Here is a 19,740-nt window from a genome sequence, read left to right as displayed (position 1 = left end):
CTCGCGCTTAACCCCTCGGCTCCGGCGGTGGCGGCGGCGGCGGTGGCGGCGGCGCGATCGGCACGCCGCTGTTGGGCGCGATCGGCTCCGCCGGGACCGGCGTCAGCGGGGCCAGCGGCAGGCCGTCGGGGCCGATCTCGCCTTCCAGCGGCAGGCCCAGATCCTCCAGCGGATCCTCTTGGACCGGCGCGGCGGCCTGGCGGCCCAGGGCCGACAGCATGAAGGCCTTCCAGATCTTGGCGGGCTCGCCGCCGCCCACCACGCCGTTCATCGAGCTGTTGTCGTCGTTGCCGACCCAGACCCCGACCACCAGGTCGTCGACGTAACCGACGAACAGGGCGTCGTGATAGTCCTGGGTTGTGCCGGTCTTGCCGTAGGCGCCCTCGATGGCCGCCTCCAGGCCCGTGCCGCGATGGGTGGCCGAGCGCAGCAGGTCGCGCATGCCCAGCAGGACCTTCGGATCATACGCCGTGGTCTTTGGCTTCTTGAAGTCGGCCAGGGCGTGCGGAACGATCGGATATTCCCCGGCAGCCACCGAGGCGTAGGCCGCCGTCAGCCGCGTCAGGCTCATCGAGCCGGTGCCCAGCGCCATGGTCAGGTCGTCGGGGATCTTCTCGGTGATCCCCAGGTCGCGCGCGACCTTGATCACCTTCTTGGGGCCAAGGTCGTGGGCCAGGCGCACGGCCGCGACGTTCGACGAGGCGGCGAAGGCGCTGATCAGCGGGATCTCGCGGTCGCGATACTTGCCCTCGTGGTTCTTGGGCATGTAGCCGCTGACCTGCACCGGGGTGTCTAGGATCGGGCTGGTCGTGGTCATGCCCTCGCGCAGGGCGGCCAGATAGACGAACAGCTTGAACGACGAGCCTGGCTGGCGCTCGCCGTCGGCGCGGTTGAACTGGCTAGCGCGATAGTCGCGCCCGCCGACCATGGCGACGACGCGGCCGTCCTTGCGCATGGCCACCAGGGCGCCCTGGGTGATGTTCAGCACCTTGCCGTCGCGTTCGATGAAGTCGTTGAGGATCCGCTCGGCTTTTTCCTGCATCTCAGGATCCAGCGTCGTCTTGACGATGGTCTCGCCATAACGCGCGCCGACGGCGGCGCGGGCCTGGGGCAGGGCCCAGTCGGCGAAGTAAGAGCCGGTGGGCAACTTGTCCTCGGCCTCGACCGCCGAGACCTCGCCGACCGCGTCGGCCTGGGCCTGGGTGATGAACTTGGTCTCGACCATGGCGCCGAGCACCACGCGCATCCGCTCGCGGGCGCCGTCGATGTTGTTGGTCGGGGCCAGGCGGGACGGGGCCTTGACCAGGCCGGCCAGCATGGCGGCCTCGCCGATCGACAGCTGCTCCGGCTGCTTGCCGAAATAGTGGCGGGCCGCGGCGCGCAGGCCGAAGGCGCCGTCGCCGAAATAGACCGACGACAGGTAGCGCGAGAGGATCTGGTCCTTGGAGAGACGGGCTTCCAGATAGAGAGCGATCATCGCCTCCTGCGCCTTGCGGCGCAGATTGCGGTCGCTGGACAGGAAGGCGTTCTTGGCCAGCTGCTGGGTGATGGTCGAACCGCCTTCGGACACGCCGCCGGCCTTGGCGTTCTTGCCCAGGGCCCGGGCGATCGCCTTCGGGTCGACGCCCATGTGGCTGTAGAAGCGGCGATCCTCGATGGCGATGAAGGCGCCCGGCACATAGGCCGGCAGCTTGGCCACGTCGATCGGGGCTTCCTTGTACGAGCCGCGACGGGCGATCGGCGAGCCGTCCTCGGCGACCAGCACGATGGCCGAATTGTTCAGGGGCTCCAGCGCCCGGCTCAGCGGCAGCGACCAGAACAGCGAGGCGACCAGGACGACGACCAGCGCCACGGCGGCGGCCGCGCCGATCAGCCAGGCGGGCCGCTTCCAGATCGGCGGCTTGACGAGCTTGACCGGTTCGGACGGCGAGAGAGCGGCCTCCGGAACGGCCTCGACCGCTTCGGGCAGCTCGGTTTCGGCGGTCTCGGGGGAAGCCTCTTCCGGCAGAGCCTCGGGCTCGACGACCAGTTCGGGAGAGATCGCAGGCTCGGCGACGACGGCCTTAGGCGCGCGGGGCTTGCGCGGGCGCGACGGCTTCGGCGCGGCGACCTCGGGCGCGCCTTCAACCAAGCCGGCGGCCTCGGTCATCACGGCCTGGGCGCGCGGCTTCCGAGGTTTGCGGGGCTTCGGCGCCGGCGGGCTTTCCGGAGCGGTGTCTTCGGGATCGGTGGGATCGGACATGGGCTTGGCGCTCGCTTCGGGCGCAGGCCCTCACTCGTCGAGCGCGCTCCTTACCATACGGCCCGGTCAAACCAAGCGCGCTGAGCGGGAAGTTTTTTGTCCGCCGCCCTTGAACGGCGTTCGACCGACCATAGATCACTCCCCGTGAGGCCGCTGGCCTCTGCCCTTTCCTGGGGCGTTTCCTCCCCAACTTTTCGAGCCCGGCGGCTTCGCCGGGCTTTTCTTTTGCGCGGTTGGTTCGCGCCGGTTGTCACGGTTGCGTCGTGGTTCTCGCCTAGAGGCCGAACGCGGACGCGCCGCGTCATCGGGGGAGAGACCATGGGCAGGCTTCGAAACGCGCTGATGACGGTCGCCATGGCCGCAAGCCTGGCGGGAACGGCCAGCGCCTCGACCCCGGCCGGACCGACGGGCGACCTCAAGCTCGAACGCATGGTCATGGTGATGCGCCACGGCGTGCGTCCGCCGACCAAGGCGCAGGCCGCGCCGGAGGGCGCGACCGCCCAGCCTTGGTCGCGCTGGACCACGCCCTATGGCGAACTGACCCCGCACGGCGGCGAGGGCGCGCGGCTGATGGGCGCTTACTACCGCACGTTTCTAGGGGCTCGAGGCTTGTTGCCCCGCGACGGCTGCGCGGCGTCGGGCGACGTTGTCGCCTGGGCCAGTGGCAAGCAACGCGCCATCAAGACCGCCGAGATGTTCGTCGAGGGCTTGCAGCCCGGCTGTGGCCTGAAGGTCGCCCACCCCGACAGCGAAGAGACCGACGTGATCTTCCACCCATCGGCCATTATCGACGGCGACCTGGCTCTGAAGGCTTCCTTGCGCCAGAAGCCAGGCCTGACGGCCGAAGCCAAGGCGCTGTCGAAGGAGTTCGCGATCCTGCGGCGCGTGCTGGGCGTCGACATCGCCAAGCGGGACTCGCGTCTGGAAGCCGCCAAGGACGACAACGCCAACCTAGAAGGCGCGCTGGGGATCGCCTCGACCGCCGGTCAGACGGTGCTGCTGGAGTATGTCGAGGGCAAGCCGATGAGCGAGGTCGGCTGGGGCCGCGCCTCCAAGGCCGATATCCAGGCCATGCTGCGCTTCCACACGGTCAAGTTCCGCTACGAGGTCGGGCCGGCCTATGTCGCCGACCGCTACGCCGCGCCCTTGGCCAAGGAGATCGTCGGCGCCCTGAGCGGCGAGACCGGCGGTCAGATTGGCGGCAAGCTGACCCTGCTGGTCGGCCACGACACCAACATCGCCGCCCTGCGCGGCTTCCTGGACGCGCACTTCACCGCCGCCGACTATCCGCGGGACGACCCTCCGCCCGGCGGCGCCATGGGCTTCGAGTTGCTGAAGGACAGCGCCGGCAAGGCCTATGTCCGCGCCTTCTACACCGCTCAGTTCATGGACCAGCTGCGCGACCTGCAGCCGCTGACGGCCAGCAACCCGCCGGCCTATTCCTACTTTCCAATCCCGGGCTGCGGCGTGAAGGGCGAGCCGACGCTGTGCCCGCTGGAAACTTTCCGGAAGATCGTCGACGGCAAGCTGAAGAGTCCGGCGAACGGGTGATGAGGCGACGGATGTGTATTCGTCATCTATCCAAACTATTCGTCATTCCCGCCCTTGTGGCGGGAAGCCCTCTATCAGCCGCAGGTGCAGCAGGGGCGACGTGTTCAGCACGTCGCTTGCGTTTCACGTGTCAGTTGAACCAGGGGTTCCCGCCACAAGGGCGGGAATGACGGAAGTTGGAATTGTCGGGTCAAGAGACCGAAGGTCGAAGCTGCCCTACAGTTTCACCACCTGGCCCGTCTTCGCCGACTGGCCGGCCGCCTCGGCCAAGGCCAGGGCCTCGACGCCATCGACATAGCCGACCGAGGGCAGGGCCTCGCCGCGGATGATCTCGGCGAAATGGGCCAGCTCGCGGCGATAGGCCTCGGCGTAGCGGTCGAGGAAGAAGTTCTGGAAGGCGTCGCTGGCCGCGCCGGCCTCGCTCCAGACCGAGACCGTGCTCTCCATGACGTTGTCGGCGCGGACCAGGCCCTTGGCGCCGAACGCCTCGATGCGCTGGTCGTAGCCGTAGCCGCTGCGGCGGCTGTTGCTGATCATGCAGATCTTGCCCGAGGCGGTGCGCAGGATGATCTTGGCCGTGTCGACGTCGCCGGCCTCGCCGATCGCCGGATCGACCAGGCAGCTCGCGGCGGCGTAGACCTCGGTCACCGGCTCGTCCAAGAGCCAGCGGGCCATGTCGAAGTCGTGGATGGCCATGTCCTTGAACAGGCCGCCCGAGACCTTGACGTAAGCGACCGGCGGCGGGGCCGGATCGTGGCTGGTGATGTGCACGGTCTCCAACGCGCCGACGACGCCGGCCGACAAGCGCGCTTTCAGGCCTTGGAAGTTGGGGTCGAAGCGGCGGTTGAAGCCCAGGAACAGCTTCACGCCTGGACCGCCCAGTTCGCCGGCGGCCGAGCGGGCGCGGGCCAGGTCCTGGTCGATCGGCTTCTCGCAGAACACCGCCTTGCCGGCCGCGATGGCCTGCAGGGCGTAGTCGAGGTGGGTGTCGGTCGAGCTGGCGACGATGACGCCGGTCACCGCCGGATCGTTCAGGGCGGTGTCGAGGTCGGCGACGCTCGCGCCGGTCTCGGCGGCCAGGCTGTCGGCCGCCGCGGCGATCGGATCGACCACGTATTTCAGCCGCAGGCCCGGCTGGCCGGCGACGTTCTTGGCGTGGATGCGGCCGATCCGGCCGGCGCCCAAAATGGCGATGTCGTGCATGGGAACCTTGATGCTCTCTCGCGCCGATGGTCGACGGCGGCGGTCCGTTTTCCTGTAATGTGGAACAAAAATTCCTTCCAGGGAAAATGTGGAATTGGGAAGCGCTTCCAGGGGCGTTTGTGTTCGGGCGCGGAATGGATATTCTAAACTTGGAGTGAGCATATCGGGGCGGAAATGACCGAACAGACCACGTCGAACCCGCCGGCCACGGCCGAGGAGCTGCGAGCGGCGATTCTCGAGCGCTACGATTCGCTGAGCAAGCGCCTGCAGCAGATCGCCCGCTACGTACTGGACGAGCCCAACGAACTGGCGCTGGAGACCCTGGCGGTGATTTCCGAACGCTGCGGGGTGCAGCCCTCGGCCATCGTCCGCTTCGCCAAGAGCTTCGGCTATGCGGGCGCCAGCCAAATGCAGCGGTTGTTCCGCGATGGCCTGCTGTCGGGCCATGCGGGCCTGGGCTACAGCGAGCGCGTTCGTCACTTCAACCAGGCCGTGGCCCGCAAGCCCGAGGGCGGCGCGGACGTGCTGGACGAGTTCGTCGAGGGCAATACCCTGGCCCTGCAGAACCTGGGCCAGACGGTCAGCGAAGCCGATCTGCGCGAGGCGGTGGCGCTGATCGATCGGGCCGAGACCGTCTATGTGATTGGCTTCCGCCGCTCGTTCCCCGTGGCCTCGTACCTGGCCTATTCGTTGCAGCAGGCGAACAAGCGCACGATGTTCATCGACGGCGTGGCGGGCCTGACCAAGCAGCAGGTCCAGACCATCGGCCCGCGCGACCTGCTGATCGCCGTCAGCTACCACCCCTATGCCGAGGAGACGGTGCAGGCGGTTGAAATGGCCACCCAGCGCGGGGCGCGGATCCTGTCGATCAGCGACAGCCTGGTCAGCCCGATCGCCAAGCCGGCCGAACTGGTGCTGCACGTGCGCGAGTCCGAGGTGCGGACCTTCCGGTCGCTGGCCGCCTCCATCTGCCTGGCCCAGGCTCTGGTGATCAGTTTCGCCTTCGAGGCTGGCAAGGAAAAGAAGAAGGGCAAGCGGCTTCGCTGAACCGTTCGTTCCATTTCAGGTCCAGAATGAAATGAATGTTGCACGGCTTTTGGGTGTGGAATATGCGTTACGCATCGCCGGTAGGGAGCCGGCCCCGAAGTGGCGTGGAACCTTATGGCCCAGGACGTAGAGACCCTTGACCTCATCGCCGTGGGCCGGTCCAGCGTCGACCTCTACGGCCAGCAGGTCGGCGGTCGGCTGGAGGACATGGCGTCCTTCGCCAAGTACCTGGGCGGCAGCCCGACCAACACCGCCGCCGGCGGCGCTCGCCTGGGGCTAAGGACGGGTCTCCTGACCCGCGTCGGCGCCGACCACATGGGCCGCTTCATCCGCGAGCAGCTGCAGCGCGAGGGCGTCGATGTCGCCGGGGTGCTGTCCGACCCCGACCGCCTGACGGCCCTGGTGATCCTGGGCATCCGCGACCGGGTGAATTTCCCGCTGATCTTCTATCGCGAGAATTGCGCCGACATGGCCCTGGAGCCATCGGACGTCGACGAGGCCTGGTTCGCCAAGGCCGGGGCCGTGCTGATCAACGGCACCCACCTGTCGCAGCCGAACGTCTACGAGACGAGCCTGAAGGCCGCGAAGGCGGTAAAGGCGGCCGGCGGCCGTGTTGCCTTCGACATCGACTACCGTCCGGTGCTGTGGGGCCTGACCGGCAAGGACGCGGGCGAGAACCGCTTCGTCGAGAACCCGGAGGTCACCGCCAAGCTGCAGGCGGTGGTGGCCCTCTGCGACCTGATCGTCGGCACCGAGGAAGAGATCCATATCCTGGGCGGCTCGACCGACACGCTGGCGGCCCTGCGCGCCATCCGGCGCGGCGCGCCCGACGCCCTGCTGGTCTGCAAGCGCGGCGCGGATGGGTGCGTGGCGTTCCCGGGCGCGATCCCGGAACGCCTGGACGACGGCGTCAGCGCGCGCGGCTTTAAGGTCGAGGTGTTCAACGTGCTGGGGGCGGGCGACGCCTTCATGGCCGGCTTCCTGCGCGGCTGGCTGCGCCACGAGCCGGTCGAGATCTGCTGCGAGTGGGGCAACGCCTGCGGGGCCATTGTCGTCTCGCGCCACGGCTGCACGCCGGCCATGCCGACCTGGATCGAGCTTCAGGCCTTCCTGTCCGACCAGGCGCGCCCGTTCCGGCTGCGCGAGGACGCCGAGCTGGAGCATATCCACTGGGCCACCACCCGCGACGGCGTCTATGACGAGCTGACCGTGCTGGCCATCGACCATCGCAGCCAGTTCCTGGACCTGATCGACGAGACTAGCGGCGATCCCGAGCGCATCCCGCGCTTCAAGACCCTGGCCCTGCGCGCGGTGCAGGCGGTGGCCGGCCGCGACGAGGCGCGGTTCGGCATGCTGCTGGACGGCCGTTTCGGCTTCGACGCCCTGGCCCAGGCCGCCGACCACGACTACTGGATCGCTCGACCGATCGAGCTGCCCAAGTCGCGGCCGCTGGAGTTCGAGAGCTCGGCCGATGTCGCCACCGAGCTGACCGAATGGCCGCTGGGCCAGGTGGTCAAGTGCCTGGTCTTCTACCATCCCGACGACGAGATCGAGCTGCGCGAGCGCCAGGAGCGTCAGCTGCTGCGGCTGTTCGACGCCTGCCGGAAAACCCGCCACGAACTGCTGCTAGAGCTGATCCTGCCCAAGGGCATGGACAGCGACAGCCAGACCGTGGCGAGGGCCATTCGCCGCCTTTACGCCCTGGGCGTCCGCCCGGACTGGTGGAAACTGGAGCCGCTGACCGACCCGGCCGCGTGGCGCGAGATCGAGATCGCCATCACCGACAACGACCCGCTGTGCCGGGGCGTGGTGCTGCTGGGCCTGTCGGCGCCGGAGGCCGAGCTGGTCGCCTCGTTCGAGGTCGTGGCGCCATTTCCGATCGTGAAAGGTTTCGCCGTCGGCCGAACCATCTTCTACGATGTCGCCCGCGAGTGGCTGGCCGACCGGATCGACGACGAGGCGGCCGTCGCCGCGCTCGTGAGCAAGTTCAAGGTGCTGGTGGACGCCTGGAAGCGTCTGCGCGGCGCCGCGGAGAAGGCCGCGTAGCATGACGCTGGTTCGTCTCACCGCCGCCCAGGCCACCGTCCGTTGGCTCTGCGCGCAATACGTCGAGACCGCGGCGGGCGAGGTTCCGTACTTCGCCGGCGTCTGGGCGATTTTCGGTCACGGCAATGTCGCTGGCCTGGGCGAGGCCCTGCACGGCGTCTGCGACGTGTTGCCGACCTGGCGGGCCCATAACGAGCAGGGCATGGCCCACGCCGCCATCGCCTTCGCCAAGCAGTCGCGACGCGAGCGGGCCATGGTCTGCACCACCTCGATCGGTCCCGGCGCCACCAACATGGTCACCGCCGCCGCCCTAGCGCACGTCAACCGCCTGCCGGTGCTGTTCCTGCCCGGCGACGTCTATGCCAGCCGCCGACCCGATCCGGTGCTGCAGCAGATCGAGGACTTCGGCGACGGAACGATCAGCGCCAACGACTGCTTCAGGCCGGTATCGCGCTATTTCGATCGCATCGTCCGGCCCGAGCAGATCCTGGACGCCTTGCCGCGCGCCCTGGCCGTCATGCTGGACCCGGTCACCTGCGGCCCCGCGACCCTGGCCTTCTGTCAGGACGTCCAGGCCGAGGCGTTCGACTATCCGGAAGCCTTCTTCGAGAAGCGCGTCTGGCGCATCCGCGCGCCGCGTCCGGATCCGCGCGAGCTGGCCGATCTGGTTTCGCTGATCAAGGCGGCCAAGCGGCCGTTGGTCGTAGCCGGCGGCGGGGTGCTCTATGCCCGGGCCGAAGCGGCCCTGGCCGCCCTGGTCTCCGCCGCTGGTCTGCCGGTCGCCGAGACGCAAGGCGGGAAGGGGGGGCTCGTCTGGGATCACCCGCTGAACCTGGGCGCCATCGGCGTGACGGGCGCGACGGCGGCGGTGGCGTCGGCGGAGGAGGCCGACCTCGTGATCGGCGTCGGCACGCGGCTGCAGGACTTCACCACCGGCTCTCGGGCCCTGTTCGGCGCCGAGGGCCGCAAGTTGGTTCAGGTCAACGTCGCTCCCCATGATGCTCACAAGCATGGCGCGTCTGCCGTGGTCGGCGACGCCTTGGCGGTGGTCGAGGCGCTGTCCGAGGCCCTGGACGGCTGGCGCGCGCCCGAGGCCTGGACGCGGGAGGCCACCGGCCGGGTGGCGGGCTGGAACACGATCTTCGACGCCGCGACAGCCGCCGACGCTCGGCCGCTGCCGACCGACGCCCAGGTGCTGGGCGCGGTCTGGCGCGCCGCGGCCGACGACGGCGTCGTGGTCTGCGCCGCCGGGGGGCTGCCCGGCGAACTGCACAAGCTGTGGCGCACGCACCGGCCCGGCGGCTACCACGTCGAGTACGGCTTCTCGTGCATGGGCTACGAGATCGCCGGCGCCGTCGGCGTGAAGATGGCCGCGCCGGACCGCGAGGTTCACGTGATGGTCGGCGACGGCAGTTATCTGATGCTGAACTCCGAACTGGCCACCTCGGTGATGCTGGGGACCAAGCTGATCGTCACCGTGCTCGACAACCGGGGCTTCGGCTGTATCAACCGCCTGCAGGCCGCGACCGGAGGGGCGGCGTTCAACAACCTGCTGGCCGACACGGTCCACCAGACCTTGCCGGACATCGATTTCGCCGCCCACGCCGCCAGCCTGGGCGCGCGGTCGGAGAAGGTGGCCAATCTCGCGGAACTCGAGGCCGCCCTGCAGCGCGCCAAGGCCAGCGACCGGACCTATGTGGTGGTGATCGACACCGACCCGATGCCGACCACCGAGGGCGGCGCCTGGTGGGACGTGGCCGTGCCGGAGGTCTCGACGCGTCCCGCGGTCAACGCCGCGCGCGCCGACTACGAAGTCAAGATCAAGCAACAGCGTACCGGGGACTGACCCATGACCATCCGTTTCGGCGTGAGCCCCATCGCCTGGATCAATGACGACATGCCCGAACTCGGCGGCGACACGCCGCTGGAGAGCGTACTGGCCGACTGCCAGGCGATCGGCTTCGAAGGCGTCGAACTGGGCGGCGTGTTCCCGCGCGACCCGGCGGTGTTGAAGCCCCTGCTGGAACGCTACGGCCTGTCGCTGGTCGGCGGCTGGTACAGCGGTAACCTGCTGGTCCAATCGGCTGAGGAGGAGATCGAAGCGCTGCAGTCGCACCTCAATCTGCTGAAGGCGATGGGCTGCACGGTCTTCGTCCACGCCGAGACCAGCAACGCCATCCACGGCGACAAGGCCAAGGCCCTGTCGGCGACCCCGCGTCTCGACGTCGAAGGCTGGAAGACGTTCGGCGCGCGCCTGACTCAAGTGGCCGACTACATCGCCGCCCAGGGCCTCAAGTTCGCCTATCACCACCACCTAGGCACCGTGGTCGAGCGGCCCGAGGACCTGGAAGCCTTCCTGGCCAATACCGGTCCGTCGGTCGGTCTGACCGTCGACACCGGCCACGCGGCCCTGGGCGGCCTGGACCCGGTCTCGATGATCCGCAACCACCCCGAGCGAGTCGCCCACGTCCACTGCAAGGACATCCGCGGCGAGGTGTTCAGCCAGGTCATTTCGCAGGATGGCGGCAGCTTCCTGGAGGGCGTGCTGGCGGGCATGTTCACCGTGCCGGGCGACGGCTCGCTGGACTACGCCGCCGTGATGAAGGCCCTGGCCGAGATCAGCTATTCCGGCTGGATCATCGTCGAGGCCGAGCAGGACCCGGCCATCGCCAATCCGCGCCAGTACGGCGAAATCGGCCTGGCGACCCTCAAGCGCGAGGCCGCGGCGGCGGGCCTGGAGGCGGCGTGATGAGCAAGCTGCTCGTCCGCCCCCACGCCCCGGACGCGTACGGTTCCGTCCTCGACATCACCCCAGCCTCCGCCGGCTGGACCCACGTTGGCTTCCAGGTCGTCAAGCTGGCGGCCGGCCAGATCCATGAAGGCTTCGCGCCCGACCGCGAGACCTGCGTCGTCGTGATGAGCGGGACGGCCGAGGTCAGCGCCGACGGCGCCGCGTTCGGCAAGGTGGGCGGCCGCGCCAGCGTGTTCGAGGACAGAGCGCCGGGCGCGGTCTACGTCCCGGCCGCCACGCCCTTCGCGATGACCGCCGTCTCCGACGTCGAGCTGGCCCTCTGCACCGCCCCCGGCAAGCCCGGCGGCCTGGCCCGCCTGATCGCCGAGAGCGACATGCCGCGCGAGGTGCGGGGCAAGGGGACCAATGTCCGTCACGTCCGCAACATCCTGCCCGAGACCGCGCCGGCCGATGGTCTTCTGGTGGTCGAGGTGATCACCCCGGGCGGCCACTGGTCCAGCTATCCGCCGCACAAGCACGACACCGCCGCCGACGGCGAGGAGACGGCGCTGGAGGAGACCTACTACCATCGCCTGAATCCGCCGCAGGGCTTTGCCTTCCAGCGCGTCTATACCGACGATCGCAGCCTGGACGAGACGATCTGTGTCCAGGACGGTGACGTGGTGATGGTGCCGCGCGGCTATCACCCGGTCGGGGCCCCGCACGGCTACGACCTCTACTACCTCAACGTCATGGCCGGACCGCACCGGAAGTGGATCTTCCGCAACGACCCGGCCCACGACTGGATCATGCGGCAGGCGTGATCCTGGTCATTCCGTAAGCCAGAAGGAGCGCCTCATGCGCAGCATCCCCCACTTCGTCGGCGGTCGCGCCGTCGAGGGCGCGTCCGGTCGCTTCGGCGACGTCTTCGATCCCAATACCGGCAAGGTGCAGGCGCGGGTGGCCCTGGCCTCGACGTCAGAGCTGGACACGGCGATCGCCAACGCCAAGGCGGCCCAGCCGGCCTGGGCGGCGACCAATCCCCAGCGCCGGGCGCGGGTGATGTTCGAGTTCAAGCGCCTGCTGGAAGTCCACATGGACGAACTGGCCGAACTGCTGTCGTCCGAGCACGGAAAGGTCATCGCCGACTCCAAGGGCGACATCATGCGCGGCCTGGAAGTCATTGAATTCTCGTGCGGTATCCCGCACCTGCTGAAGGGCGAATACACGCAAGGCGCCGGCCCCGGCATTGATGTCTATTCGATGCGCCAGGCCCTCGGTGTCGTCGCCGGCATCACCCCGTTCAACTTCCCGGCCATGATCCCGATGTGGATGATGGGCCCGGCCATCGCCTGCGGGAACGCCTTCATCCTGAAGCCCTCCGAGCGCGACCCGTCCGTGCCGGTGCGCCTGGCCGAGCTGATGATGGAGGCGGGCCTGCCGCCAGGGATCCTCAACGTCGTCCACGGCGACAAGGACTGCGTCGAGGCCATCCTCGACCATCCCGACATCAAGGCCGTCAGCTTCGTGGGCAGCTCGGACATCGCCCAGTCGGTGTTCCAGCGCGCCGGGGCGAACGGCAAGCGCGTCCAGGCCATGGGCGGCGCCAAGAATCACGGTCTTGTCATGCCCGATGCGGACCTCGACCAGGCGACCGCCGACATCATCGGGGCGGCCTACGGTTCGGCCGGCGAGCGCTGCATGGCCCTGCCGGTCGTCGTGCCGGTGGGCGAGAAGACCGCCGTCGCCCTGCGCGAGAAGCTGGTCGCGGCGATTGGCGGCCTTCGCGTCGGCGTCAGCACCGACCCGGACGCCCACTACGGCCCGGTGGTCAGCGCCGCCCACAAGGCGCGGATCGAGAGCTACATCCAGATGGGCGTCGACGAGGGCGCCGAGCTGGTCGTCGACGGTCGCGGCTTCGCTTTGCAGGGCCACGAGGACGGCTTCTTCGTCGGTCCGACCCTGTTCGACCACGTCAAGCCAACCAGCCGCTCGTATCACGACGAGATCTTTGGCCCGGTGCTGCAGATGGTCCGCGCCGAGAGCCTGGCGGAGGGCGTCGGTCTGGCCTCTCGCCATCAGTACGGCAACGGGGTGGCGATCTTCACCCGCAACGGCGACGCCGCCCGTGAATTCGCCGATCAGGTCGAGGTCGGCATGGTCGGGATCAATGTCCCGATCCCGGTGCCGGTCGCCTATCACAGCTTCGGCGGCTGGAAGCGCTCGGGCTTCGGCGACCTGAACCAATACGGCCTGGACGGCGTGAGGTTCTACACGCGGACCAAGACCGTCACCCAGCGCTGGCCCAAGGGCGGAGCGGTGCTGGACCAGAGCTTTGTCATCCCGACCATGCGATAGCGCTGTTCCAGGCGGGGCGGTCGGGGGCGGGGCCGCCTTAGGGACGGAGCGCGGCCAGGACCGTCTCGGCGACCGCGACCGTCTGGCCGCGGATGTCGGGCACGGCGGTGATCTCCCACGACGCGCCGCGCGTGGCCGGGCCGACGGCGAGCAGGGTAGGCGAGGCCTGGCCGGAGACGTCGCGGACGCGGCCGCTGTCGTCGACGTCGAAGCCCAGGCGCAGCGGGTCGGGCCGGGCCAGGCCGCGCTTGACCAAGTCCTGGATCAGCGGATCGGTCGAGGCCAGCACGTCGCCGGTCGGGCCTGTGCAGTTGATCACCGAGGCCGCGCGGAAGACATAGCCGCCGTGTTCGCCGCGCCCGCGCCAGCGGCACAGGGCGAAGCCGTCGGGCTCGAGCGTCAAGCTGCGGATCTTGCCGGCGGCCAGGGTTAGCTGGCCGGTGGCGCGCATGGCGGCGATCCGGCGGGCGACCTGGGGCGCCAAGCGATGGCGGTGGATTTCCCAGAACGGCCGCGCGTGGCGCAGGAAGGCCTGCTTCTGAGCGGGCGACCAGCCGCGCCACAGCGCCTGGGTCATGGGCCGGGTGGCGTCGATAGCCGTGCGCCAACCGTGCTCGTCCGCCGCGCGCCGCAACCAGGCGAAGGCTTGCAGGGGCGAGAGGTCGTTGGCGGGCGGGGCGGGCAGGATCCGCGGCGGCGCGCCGTCGTGCTGCAGCGGGGCCAAGCCGCGCCGCGACAGGGCCAGCATGGGCCGGCCGTGTTGGGCGTCGTTCAGGGACAGGGCCACGTCGACCATGGTCAGACCCGTGCCGATCAGCATCACCGGCCCGGGCGGCAACTCGGCCGCGTTCCAGCGCCAGGGATCGGCGACATAGGCGTTCGAGGCGGCGAAGGCTTCGTCCACGCCGGGCGGCCGGGCCGGCGGCGGGTTGCCCAGGGCCAGGACGACGGCATGGGCGGTGACGGATCGACCCATGGCGCATCGCAGCCGCCAGCCGTCGCCGCCCGGCTCGATCCCGACGACGGCGTCGGGCGTGACCACCAGGCGGCCGGCGCCTTCGGGCCCTTCGGCGATCTCGGCCACCAGCCCCTGCAGGTAGCGGCCATAGTCGGCGCGGGTGGCGAAGTCCGCCGGGCCGAGGCCGAAGTTGCGGGCGCGCAGCCAGGTCACGAAATGGGCTGGATCATCCGGCCAGGCGCTCATATTGCCCGCGCGGACGTTCAAGCGATGGCCCGGATTGTGGGTCGCATAGGCCGCGCCGAGGCCGACGGGCGTGCGCCGCTCGAACAGGATGACCTTCGCCTCGGGGGACCGTCGCAGGAGGTTGAGCGCGGTCATGACGCCGCTGAACCCCGCGCCGATCACGGCGATGACAGGCGCTGACGGATGCGGCATACAAAAACCTATCAAACTGATAGGTTTTTGTCGACGATCCCCCGGCGACTTGCAACCCTTCTCGGCGACACGTGTGAGCCGCTCGCGCGCCGATGATCACGGTCCGCCGCCGCTAAAGGGGCGTCACCTAGGGCAATGTCGGCCTATTGAGCTTCGACGCGGGGGCGCAGACCCATCATCAGCTGGGCGGCGATCGCGGCTTGGGTGCGGTTGTGGACGTTCAGCTTGCGCATCACGGCGGTCATGTGCGCCTTGACCGTGGCCTCGGCGATGCCGAGGTCGAAGGCGATCTGCTTGTTGAGCCGCCCGGAATTGACACCCTCCAGCACCTTCAGCTGGGTCGGCGTGAGGTCGCAAAATCCGCCCCGCGCGTCCGCTTCGATGTCGTTGTGCTTCGTCATCATGTTCACCCCTGCATCTCCTGTCCCTGACGGCCGTCCTGAAACGACTGGATCCCGCTTTCTCAAGGCGCCGGTCTTCGCCGGCGGGCGGTTCGCGTTCCGTGAACGTAGTGATATTAGTTGGACAGATTCAAGTGAAATGGTCAATGTTAGCGGAAACAATTGCGAATTTTTCGAACGAGATCGAAATCTGTCATACAGGTTTGCGACGTCGCACGGCTTCGGTATTCTGCCCGCGCGTCGCCGTTCCGAGATTCTGGCCCCTGGAGAGCCGTCCGGACGTCGATGGGGGAGTTTTCGGATGAACCAGGGCCGCCTAGCCGATCGGGCCTATACGGGCATCGTCGAGATGATCAACACCGACGGGCTCGAGGTGGGCGACCGCCTGCCGTCCGAGGCGCGCCTGGCCGAGATGTTCGGCATGTCGCGCACCATCGTCCGCGAGGCCCTTGTCCGGCTAGCCGCCGACAGCATCACCGAGGCCCGCCGAGGGGCCGGCTCGTATGTGAAGAACCGGCCGTCCGACAAGCTGGGCGCCTACATGCCGCTGTCCGAGCTGCCCTCGACCATGGGCAGCTACGAGGTGCGCTTCGTGCTCGAGGCCGAGGCGGCCCGGCTGGCCGCGGTCCGGCGTTCGGCCGAGGAGATGGCCAGCATCGAAGAGGCGCTGTCGAACCTGCGCGCGGCGCTGCTGTCGAGCGCCCCGGCCCACGCCGAGGACATGGAGTTGCACCGCCAGATCGTGCTGGCCACCGCCAACCCGGCCTTTCTCGTCGCGTTCGAGGCGCTGGAGGCCGATGTCGACAAGATCATGCGTGCGGGCGTCGACATCTCGCGCTCGCGGCCGCCGGAGGCGATCGAGGCGATGATGCGCGAGCACGAGATGATCGTCGAGGCGATCCGAGCGCAGGACGGCGACGGCGCGGCCCTGGCCATGCGCTGGCACCTGTCCTGCGGGCGAAAGCGGCTAATGCCCTGAGGCGCGCAGGCCGCCAGCGGCCTGGCGCGCGTCGTCTTCCAACCACGTGTGGGTGATCTCGCACAGCCGCTCGGGCGGCGTGGCGGCGTCGAGCGTGAAGACATCCTCGTCGGGGCCGGGTCGTTCGAGCGTGGCCAGCTGGCTGTCCAGCAGGCTGGCGGGCATGTAGTGGCCAGCGCGCAGCGTGAGCCGTCGCAGGAGCTCGTCATAGCTGGCGTCCAGCAGGACGAAGCGCGTGGGAACTGGAATGGCCTCGCGCAGGCGCTGGCGATAGCTGCGCCGCAGCGCCGAACAGGCCGCCACGACCCGTCCGCCGGGCGTGAGCGCCTCGCCGATCGCCATGCCCAGCCGATCCAGCCAAGGCCAGCGATCGTCGTCGCTGAGGGGCTGACCCGCGCTCATCTTGGCGACGGCGCGCGTGTCGTGAAAGTCGTCGCCCTCCAGAAATGGACAGTCGAGCCGGCCGGCCAGCAAACCGCCCAGCGTCGACTTTCCGCAGCCGCTCACGCCCATGGCGATGACGGCGAACCCAGCGGGGCGTGCGAGGCTGGATGGCGGCGGCAAGCGGTGTCCCCGAAACTGGCGGGTCGGCTGGCGCGCGAGGGCGCCAAGGTTGGAGCCGATTTCTATCGGGGTCGCGCCGAGGCGTAACTACGACCATGGTCGAGGATGGTGGCTGCGCTCGGCCGTTTTATCACTGACTGAAACTACAGTTGGGTGAGTGGCATGAGAGCGGTCCTGTTGTCGGCGTTGTTGATGGCGGCCAGTCCCGCCGCCGTGGCGGCCGCCACGCCCTCCGTTCTTCTGACGGCGCCAGACGATCCTCGCGCGGTCACCGTGAAGGGCGTCGGCGACGGCCGCGCCGACGACACCGAGGTTGTTCAGAAAGCCATAGACGCCGCGCGCGACAAGACCGGCCATGGCGTCGTCTTCCTGCCGTCGGGCCGCTATCGGCTGAGCCGCAGCATCCTGGTGCCGCCGGGCGTGCGCATCTTCGGGGTCGGACCGACCCGGCCCGTCCTGGTGCTGGCGCCCAACACGCCGGGCTTCCAGAAGGGCGTGGGCACGATGATCGTGTTCACGGGCGGCGACCAGTACCAGGTCGGCGACATCCCGGTGCCGGTGCCGACGGTGAGGCCCGAGACCGCCAAGGTGCGTGACGCCAATTCCGGCACCTTCTATTCGGCCATGGCCAATGTCGATGTCGAGATCGGCGACGGCAATCCGGCCGCGGCGGCCGTGCGGTTCCGCATGGCCCAGCACGCCTTCCTCAGCCACATGGACTTCCGCCTGGGTTCGGCCTTCGCGGGCGTCTACCAGGCCGGCAACGTCATGGAGGACGTCCATTTCCACGGTGGCCGCTACGGCATCGTCACGGAGAAGACCTCGCCGGCCTGGCAGTTCACGCTGATCGACTCGACCTTCGACGGTCAGCGCGACGCGGCGATCCGCGAGCACGAGGTCGACCTGACCCTGGTCAATGTGGCGATCAAGAACACGCCGGTCGGCATCGATATCGACCGGGGCTATAGCGACAGCCTGTGGGGCAAGAACGTCCGCTTCGAGAACGTCTCCAAGGCCGGGGTCGTGATCTCGGCCGAGGACAGCGTCTTCACCCAGATCGGCTTCGAGAACGCCGTGGCCGCGAACACGCCAGTGTTCGCCCGCTTCCGCGACAGCGGCAACACCGTGGCCGGCAGGGGCAAGGCCTACAAGGTCGCCTCGTTCACCTACGGTCTGACCCTGGCGGGCCTAGGTCAGATGGGCGAGTACAAGACGCAAGCCGACGTGACGCCGCTCAAGGCCCTGCCGGCGGCGTCGGCCCCGGCGCTTCGCGGCCTGCCGCCGGTCGCCGAGTGGACCAATGTCAAGACCCTGGGCGTCAAGGGTGACGGTCAGACCGACGACACCGCCGCCCTGCAGAAGGCGATCGACACCCATCGCGTGCTCTATCTGCCGACCGGCTTCTACATGGTGTCCGATACTCTGAAGCTGCGGCCCGACACCGTACTGATCGGCCTGCACCCGGCGGTCACGCAACTGGTCATTCCTGACGGCAATCCGGGCCACGCCGAGATCGGACCGGTGAAACCGGTGCTGGAATCGCCGAAGGGCGGCGACAACATCCTGTTCGGGCTGGGGATCTTCACCGGGCGCGTCAACCCGCGCGCCTCGGCGCTGCTGTGGCGGTCGGGCGCGACCTCGCAGGTCACCGACGTCAAGATCATGGGCGGCGGCGGCACGCCTACCGCCGATGGCAAGTCGCTGGGCGCGGCCCAGGCCCGCAGCGGCGATCCGGTGGCCGACGGCCGCTGGGACGCGCAGTACCCCAGCATCTGGGTGACCGACGGCGGCGGCGGCACGTTCGCCAACGTCTGGAGCCCGAACACCTTCGCCTCGGCCGGCTTCTACATCTCCGACACCAAGACGCCGGGCCATATCTACGAGGTCTCGGTCGAGCACCACGTCCGCAACGAGTTCGTGCTCGACAACGTGGAGAACTGGGAGTTCCTGGCGCCGCAGACCGAGCAGGAGGTCGGCGACGGACCCGACGCCGTCTCGCTGGAGGTGCGCAACTCGCGCAACATCCTGTTCGCCAACTATCACGGCTACCGGGTCACGCGGTCGTACCATCCGGCCGAGACGGCGGTGAAGCTGTTCAACTCGTCCGACATCCGCTTCCGCAACGTCCATATCAACGCAGAAAGCGGTGTCGCCCTCTGCGACAAGATCGGCTGCGGCACCTATCTGCGGGCCAGCAAGTATCCGTTCGAGAACGCGATCCAGGACAAGACCCGTAAGCAGGAGGTGCGCGAGCGCGAGTTCGCGGTGCTGGACGTCACCGGCCCGACCACGCCCGTCATGCCGACCACCGACCCGAAGATCCAGAAGCTGGAGACCGGCTTCTGGTCGATCTCCGGCGCCACCGTGGGCGCGGACGGGGCGCTCTACTTCATCGAAAAGCGGTTCCAGCGGATCTATCGCTGGACCAAGGCCAAGGGCCTCGAGGTCGTGCGCGACCAGTCGCTGGATCCCACCAACCTGGCGATGGACCGCTCGGGCAAGCTGCTGGTGGTGTCGTCATACGGTCCGCAGGCCTCGGTCTATTCGATCGATCCCAACGGTCCCAAGGACGCGATGACCATGATCGCGCCGACGCCGTCGGCCTCGCGTCCCGGCGGCAAGACGCTGCTGCCGGTCAACTGGTGGAACAACGGCGAGTTCAGGGATCAATACGATCCGGCCACCGACCACTTCACCACCCTGGCCGAGATGTTCGCCCGCGACGTCGCCGCGCCCAAGGCCCAGGAATATGTCTCGCCCGACGGCAGCGTGTCGCTGCCGGCCTTCCGGGTGTGGCAGCAAGGTCCGCCGGATCACGTTGGCTGGCGCTGGGCCGACAGCCTGCAAGCCAACGGCCTGATCGGCGGCGCGGTCGGCGAGCGGGTGTTCGTCACCAATGGCTCCGAGAACAAGACCTACAGCGGCCAGGTCGGCCCCGGCGGGACGCTGACCGATCTGAAGGTGTTCGCCAACCGGGGCGGCGAGAGCGTCGCCGTTGACGGACAGGGCCGGGTGTTCGTCGCCAACGGCCAGATCTTCCACTACGGCCCGGATGGCAAGCTGGCCGGTCGGATCGACGTGCCGGAGCGCCCGTTGCAGCTGATCTTCGGCGGCGAGGACGGGAAGACCCTGTTCGTCCTCACGCACCATTCGCTGTACGCGGTGACGCCCTAAAGGGTGAGCGGCCCGACATCGGCCGGTCCGCCGTGGGGCAGGGGAGTT

14 protein-coding genes are annotated in these 19,740 nt (G+C 68.8%); 9 read left to right on the top strand and 5 right to left on the bottom strand.

Going from position 1 to position 19,740, the window contains the following annotated elements:
* Positions 1-7 precede the first annotated feature (7 nt).
* Positions 8-2,242 carry a transglycosylase domain-containing protein gene (locus ABIC66_RS21725; protein WP_354073047.1) on the bottom strand — a complete coding sequence of 745 codons (2,235 nt, stop codon included), beginning with the start codon at positions 2,240-2,242 and terminating at the stop codon, positions 8-10.
* Between the two features lie 318 nt (positions 2,243-2,560).
* On the opposite strand from ABIC66_RS21725, the gene ABIC66_RS21720 reads away from it, so the two are divergent.
* The gene (locus tag ABIC66_RS21720) at positions 2,561-3,793 is read left to right on the top strand and encodes a histidine-type phosphatase (protein WP_354073045.1); all 1,233 of its coding nucleotides are present in this window, start codon (positions 2,561-2,563) and stop codon (positions 3,791-3,793) included.
* 216 nt (positions 3,794-4,009) lie between these two features.
* On the opposite strand, the gene iolG is transcribed toward ABIC66_RS21720, so the two are convergent.
* Positions 4,010-4,996 carry an inositol 2-dehydrogenase gene (gene iolG, locus ABIC66_RS21715; RefSeq protein ID WP_354073043.1) on the bottom strand — a complete coding sequence of 329 codons (987 nt, stop codon included), beginning with the start codon at positions 4,994-4,996 and terminating at the stop codon, positions 4,010-4,012.
* Between the two features lie 174 nt (positions 4,997-5,170).
* On the opposite strand from iolG, the gene ABIC66_RS21710 reads away from it, so the two are divergent.
* From ABIC66_RS21710 to ABIC66_RS21685, 6 genes are all read left to right on the top strand, one after another.
* On the top strand, positions 5,171-6,043 hold the full coding sequence (locus tag ABIC66_RS21710; RefSeq protein WP_354073041.1) for a MurR/RpiR family transcriptional regulator: 873 nt from the start codon (positions 5,171-5,173) through the stop codon (positions 6,041-6,043).
* A gap of 114 nt (positions 6,044-6,157) precedes the next feature.
* Positions 6,158-8,089: a bifunctional 5-dehydro-2-deoxygluconokinase/5-dehydro-2-deoxyphosphogluconate aldolase gene (locus tag ABIC66_RS21705; protein WP_354073039.1), complete on the top strand. Its 1,932-nt coding sequence runs from the start codon at positions 6,158-6,160 to the stop codon at positions 8,087-8,089.
* Between the two features lies 1 nt (position 8,090).
* Positions 8,091-9,935 carry a 3D-(3,5/4)-trihydroxycyclohexane-1,2-dione acylhydrolase (decyclizing) gene (gene iolD / locus ABIC66_RS21700; RefSeq protein WP_354073037.1) on the top strand — a complete coding sequence of 615 codons (1,845 nt, stop codon included), beginning with the start codon at positions 8,091-8,093 and terminating at the stop codon, positions 9,933-9,935.
* Between the two features lie 3 nt (positions 9,936-9,938).
* Positions 9,939-10,838: a myo-inosose-2 dehydratase gene (gene iolE / locus ABIC66_RS21695; protein WP_354073035.1), complete on the top strand. Its 900-nt coding sequence runs from the start codon at positions 9,939-9,941 to the stop codon at positions 10,836-10,838.
* Positions 10,835-11,644, top strand: a complete 810-nt coding sequence (gene iolB / locus ABIC66_RS21690; RefSeq protein ID WP_354073033.1) for a 5-deoxy-glucuronate isomerase — start codon at positions 10,835-10,837, stop codon at positions 11,642-11,644. The genes iolE and iolB overlap by 4 nt, the downstream gene beginning before the upstream one ends.
* A 34-nt stretch (positions 11,645-11,678) precedes the next feature.
* Positions 11,679-13,178, top strand: coding sequence for a CoA-acylating methylmalonate-semialdehyde dehydrogenase (locus ABIC66_RS21685; RefSeq protein WP_354073031.1), 1,500 nt, complete (start codon positions 11,679-11,681; stop codon positions 13,176-13,178).
* A 37-nt stretch (positions 13,179-13,215) separates the two neighbouring features.
* Here ABIC66_RS21685 and ABIC66_RS21680 read toward each other — a convergent pair whose 3' ends face one another.
* Positions 13,216-14,574, bottom strand: coding sequence for an FAD/NAD(P)-binding protein (locus tag ABIC66_RS21680; protein WP_354073029.1), 1,359 nt, complete (start codon positions 14,572-14,574; stop codon positions 13,216-13,218).
* Between the two features lie 143 nt (positions 14,575-14,717).
* Positions 14,718-14,978: a helix-turn-helix domain-containing protein gene (locus tag ABIC66_RS21675; protein ID WP_502910388.1), complete on the bottom strand. Its 261-nt coding sequence runs from the start codon at positions 14,976-14,978 to the stop codon at positions 14,718-14,720.
* A gap of 298 nt (positions 14,979-15,276) precedes the next feature.
* Between ABIC66_RS21675 and ABIC66_RS21670 the strand changes: the two genes are divergently transcribed.
* A complete protein-coding gene (locus ABIC66_RS21670; protein WP_354073027.1) occupies positions 15,277-15,954 on the top strand; it encodes a FadR/GntR family transcriptional regulator in 678 nt (225 codons plus the stop codon).
* Here the strand turns inward: ABIC66_RS21670 and ABIC66_RS21665 are convergent.
* The gene (locus tag ABIC66_RS21665) at positions 15,943-16,518 is read right to left on the bottom strand and encodes a gluconokinase (RefSeq protein WP_354073025.1); all 576 of its coding nucleotides are present in this window, start codon (positions 16,516-16,518) and stop codon (positions 15,943-15,945) included. The genes ABIC66_RS21670 and ABIC66_RS21665 overlap by 12 nt on opposite strands.
* Before the next feature lie 162 nt (positions 16,519-16,680).
* Here ABIC66_RS21665 and ABIC66_RS21660 point away from each other — a divergent pair, with 162 nt between their 5' ends.
* On the top strand, positions 16,681-19,692 hold the full coding sequence (locus ABIC66_RS21660) for a glycosyl hydrolase family 28-related protein (RefSeq protein WP_354073023.1): 3,012 nt from the start codon (positions 16,681-16,683) through the stop codon (positions 19,690-19,692).
* Positions 19,693-19,740: the final 48 nt, after the last annotated feature.

Source organism: Caulobacter sp. 1776, assembly GCF_040545685.1.
Taxonomy (GTDB): domain Bacteria; phylum Pseudomonadota; class Alphaproteobacteria; order Caulobacterales; family Caulobacteraceae; genus Caulobacter.
The sequence above is the reverse complement of the archived record's forward strand: the minus strand, read 5'-3'. Positions and strand labels throughout refer to the sequence as shown.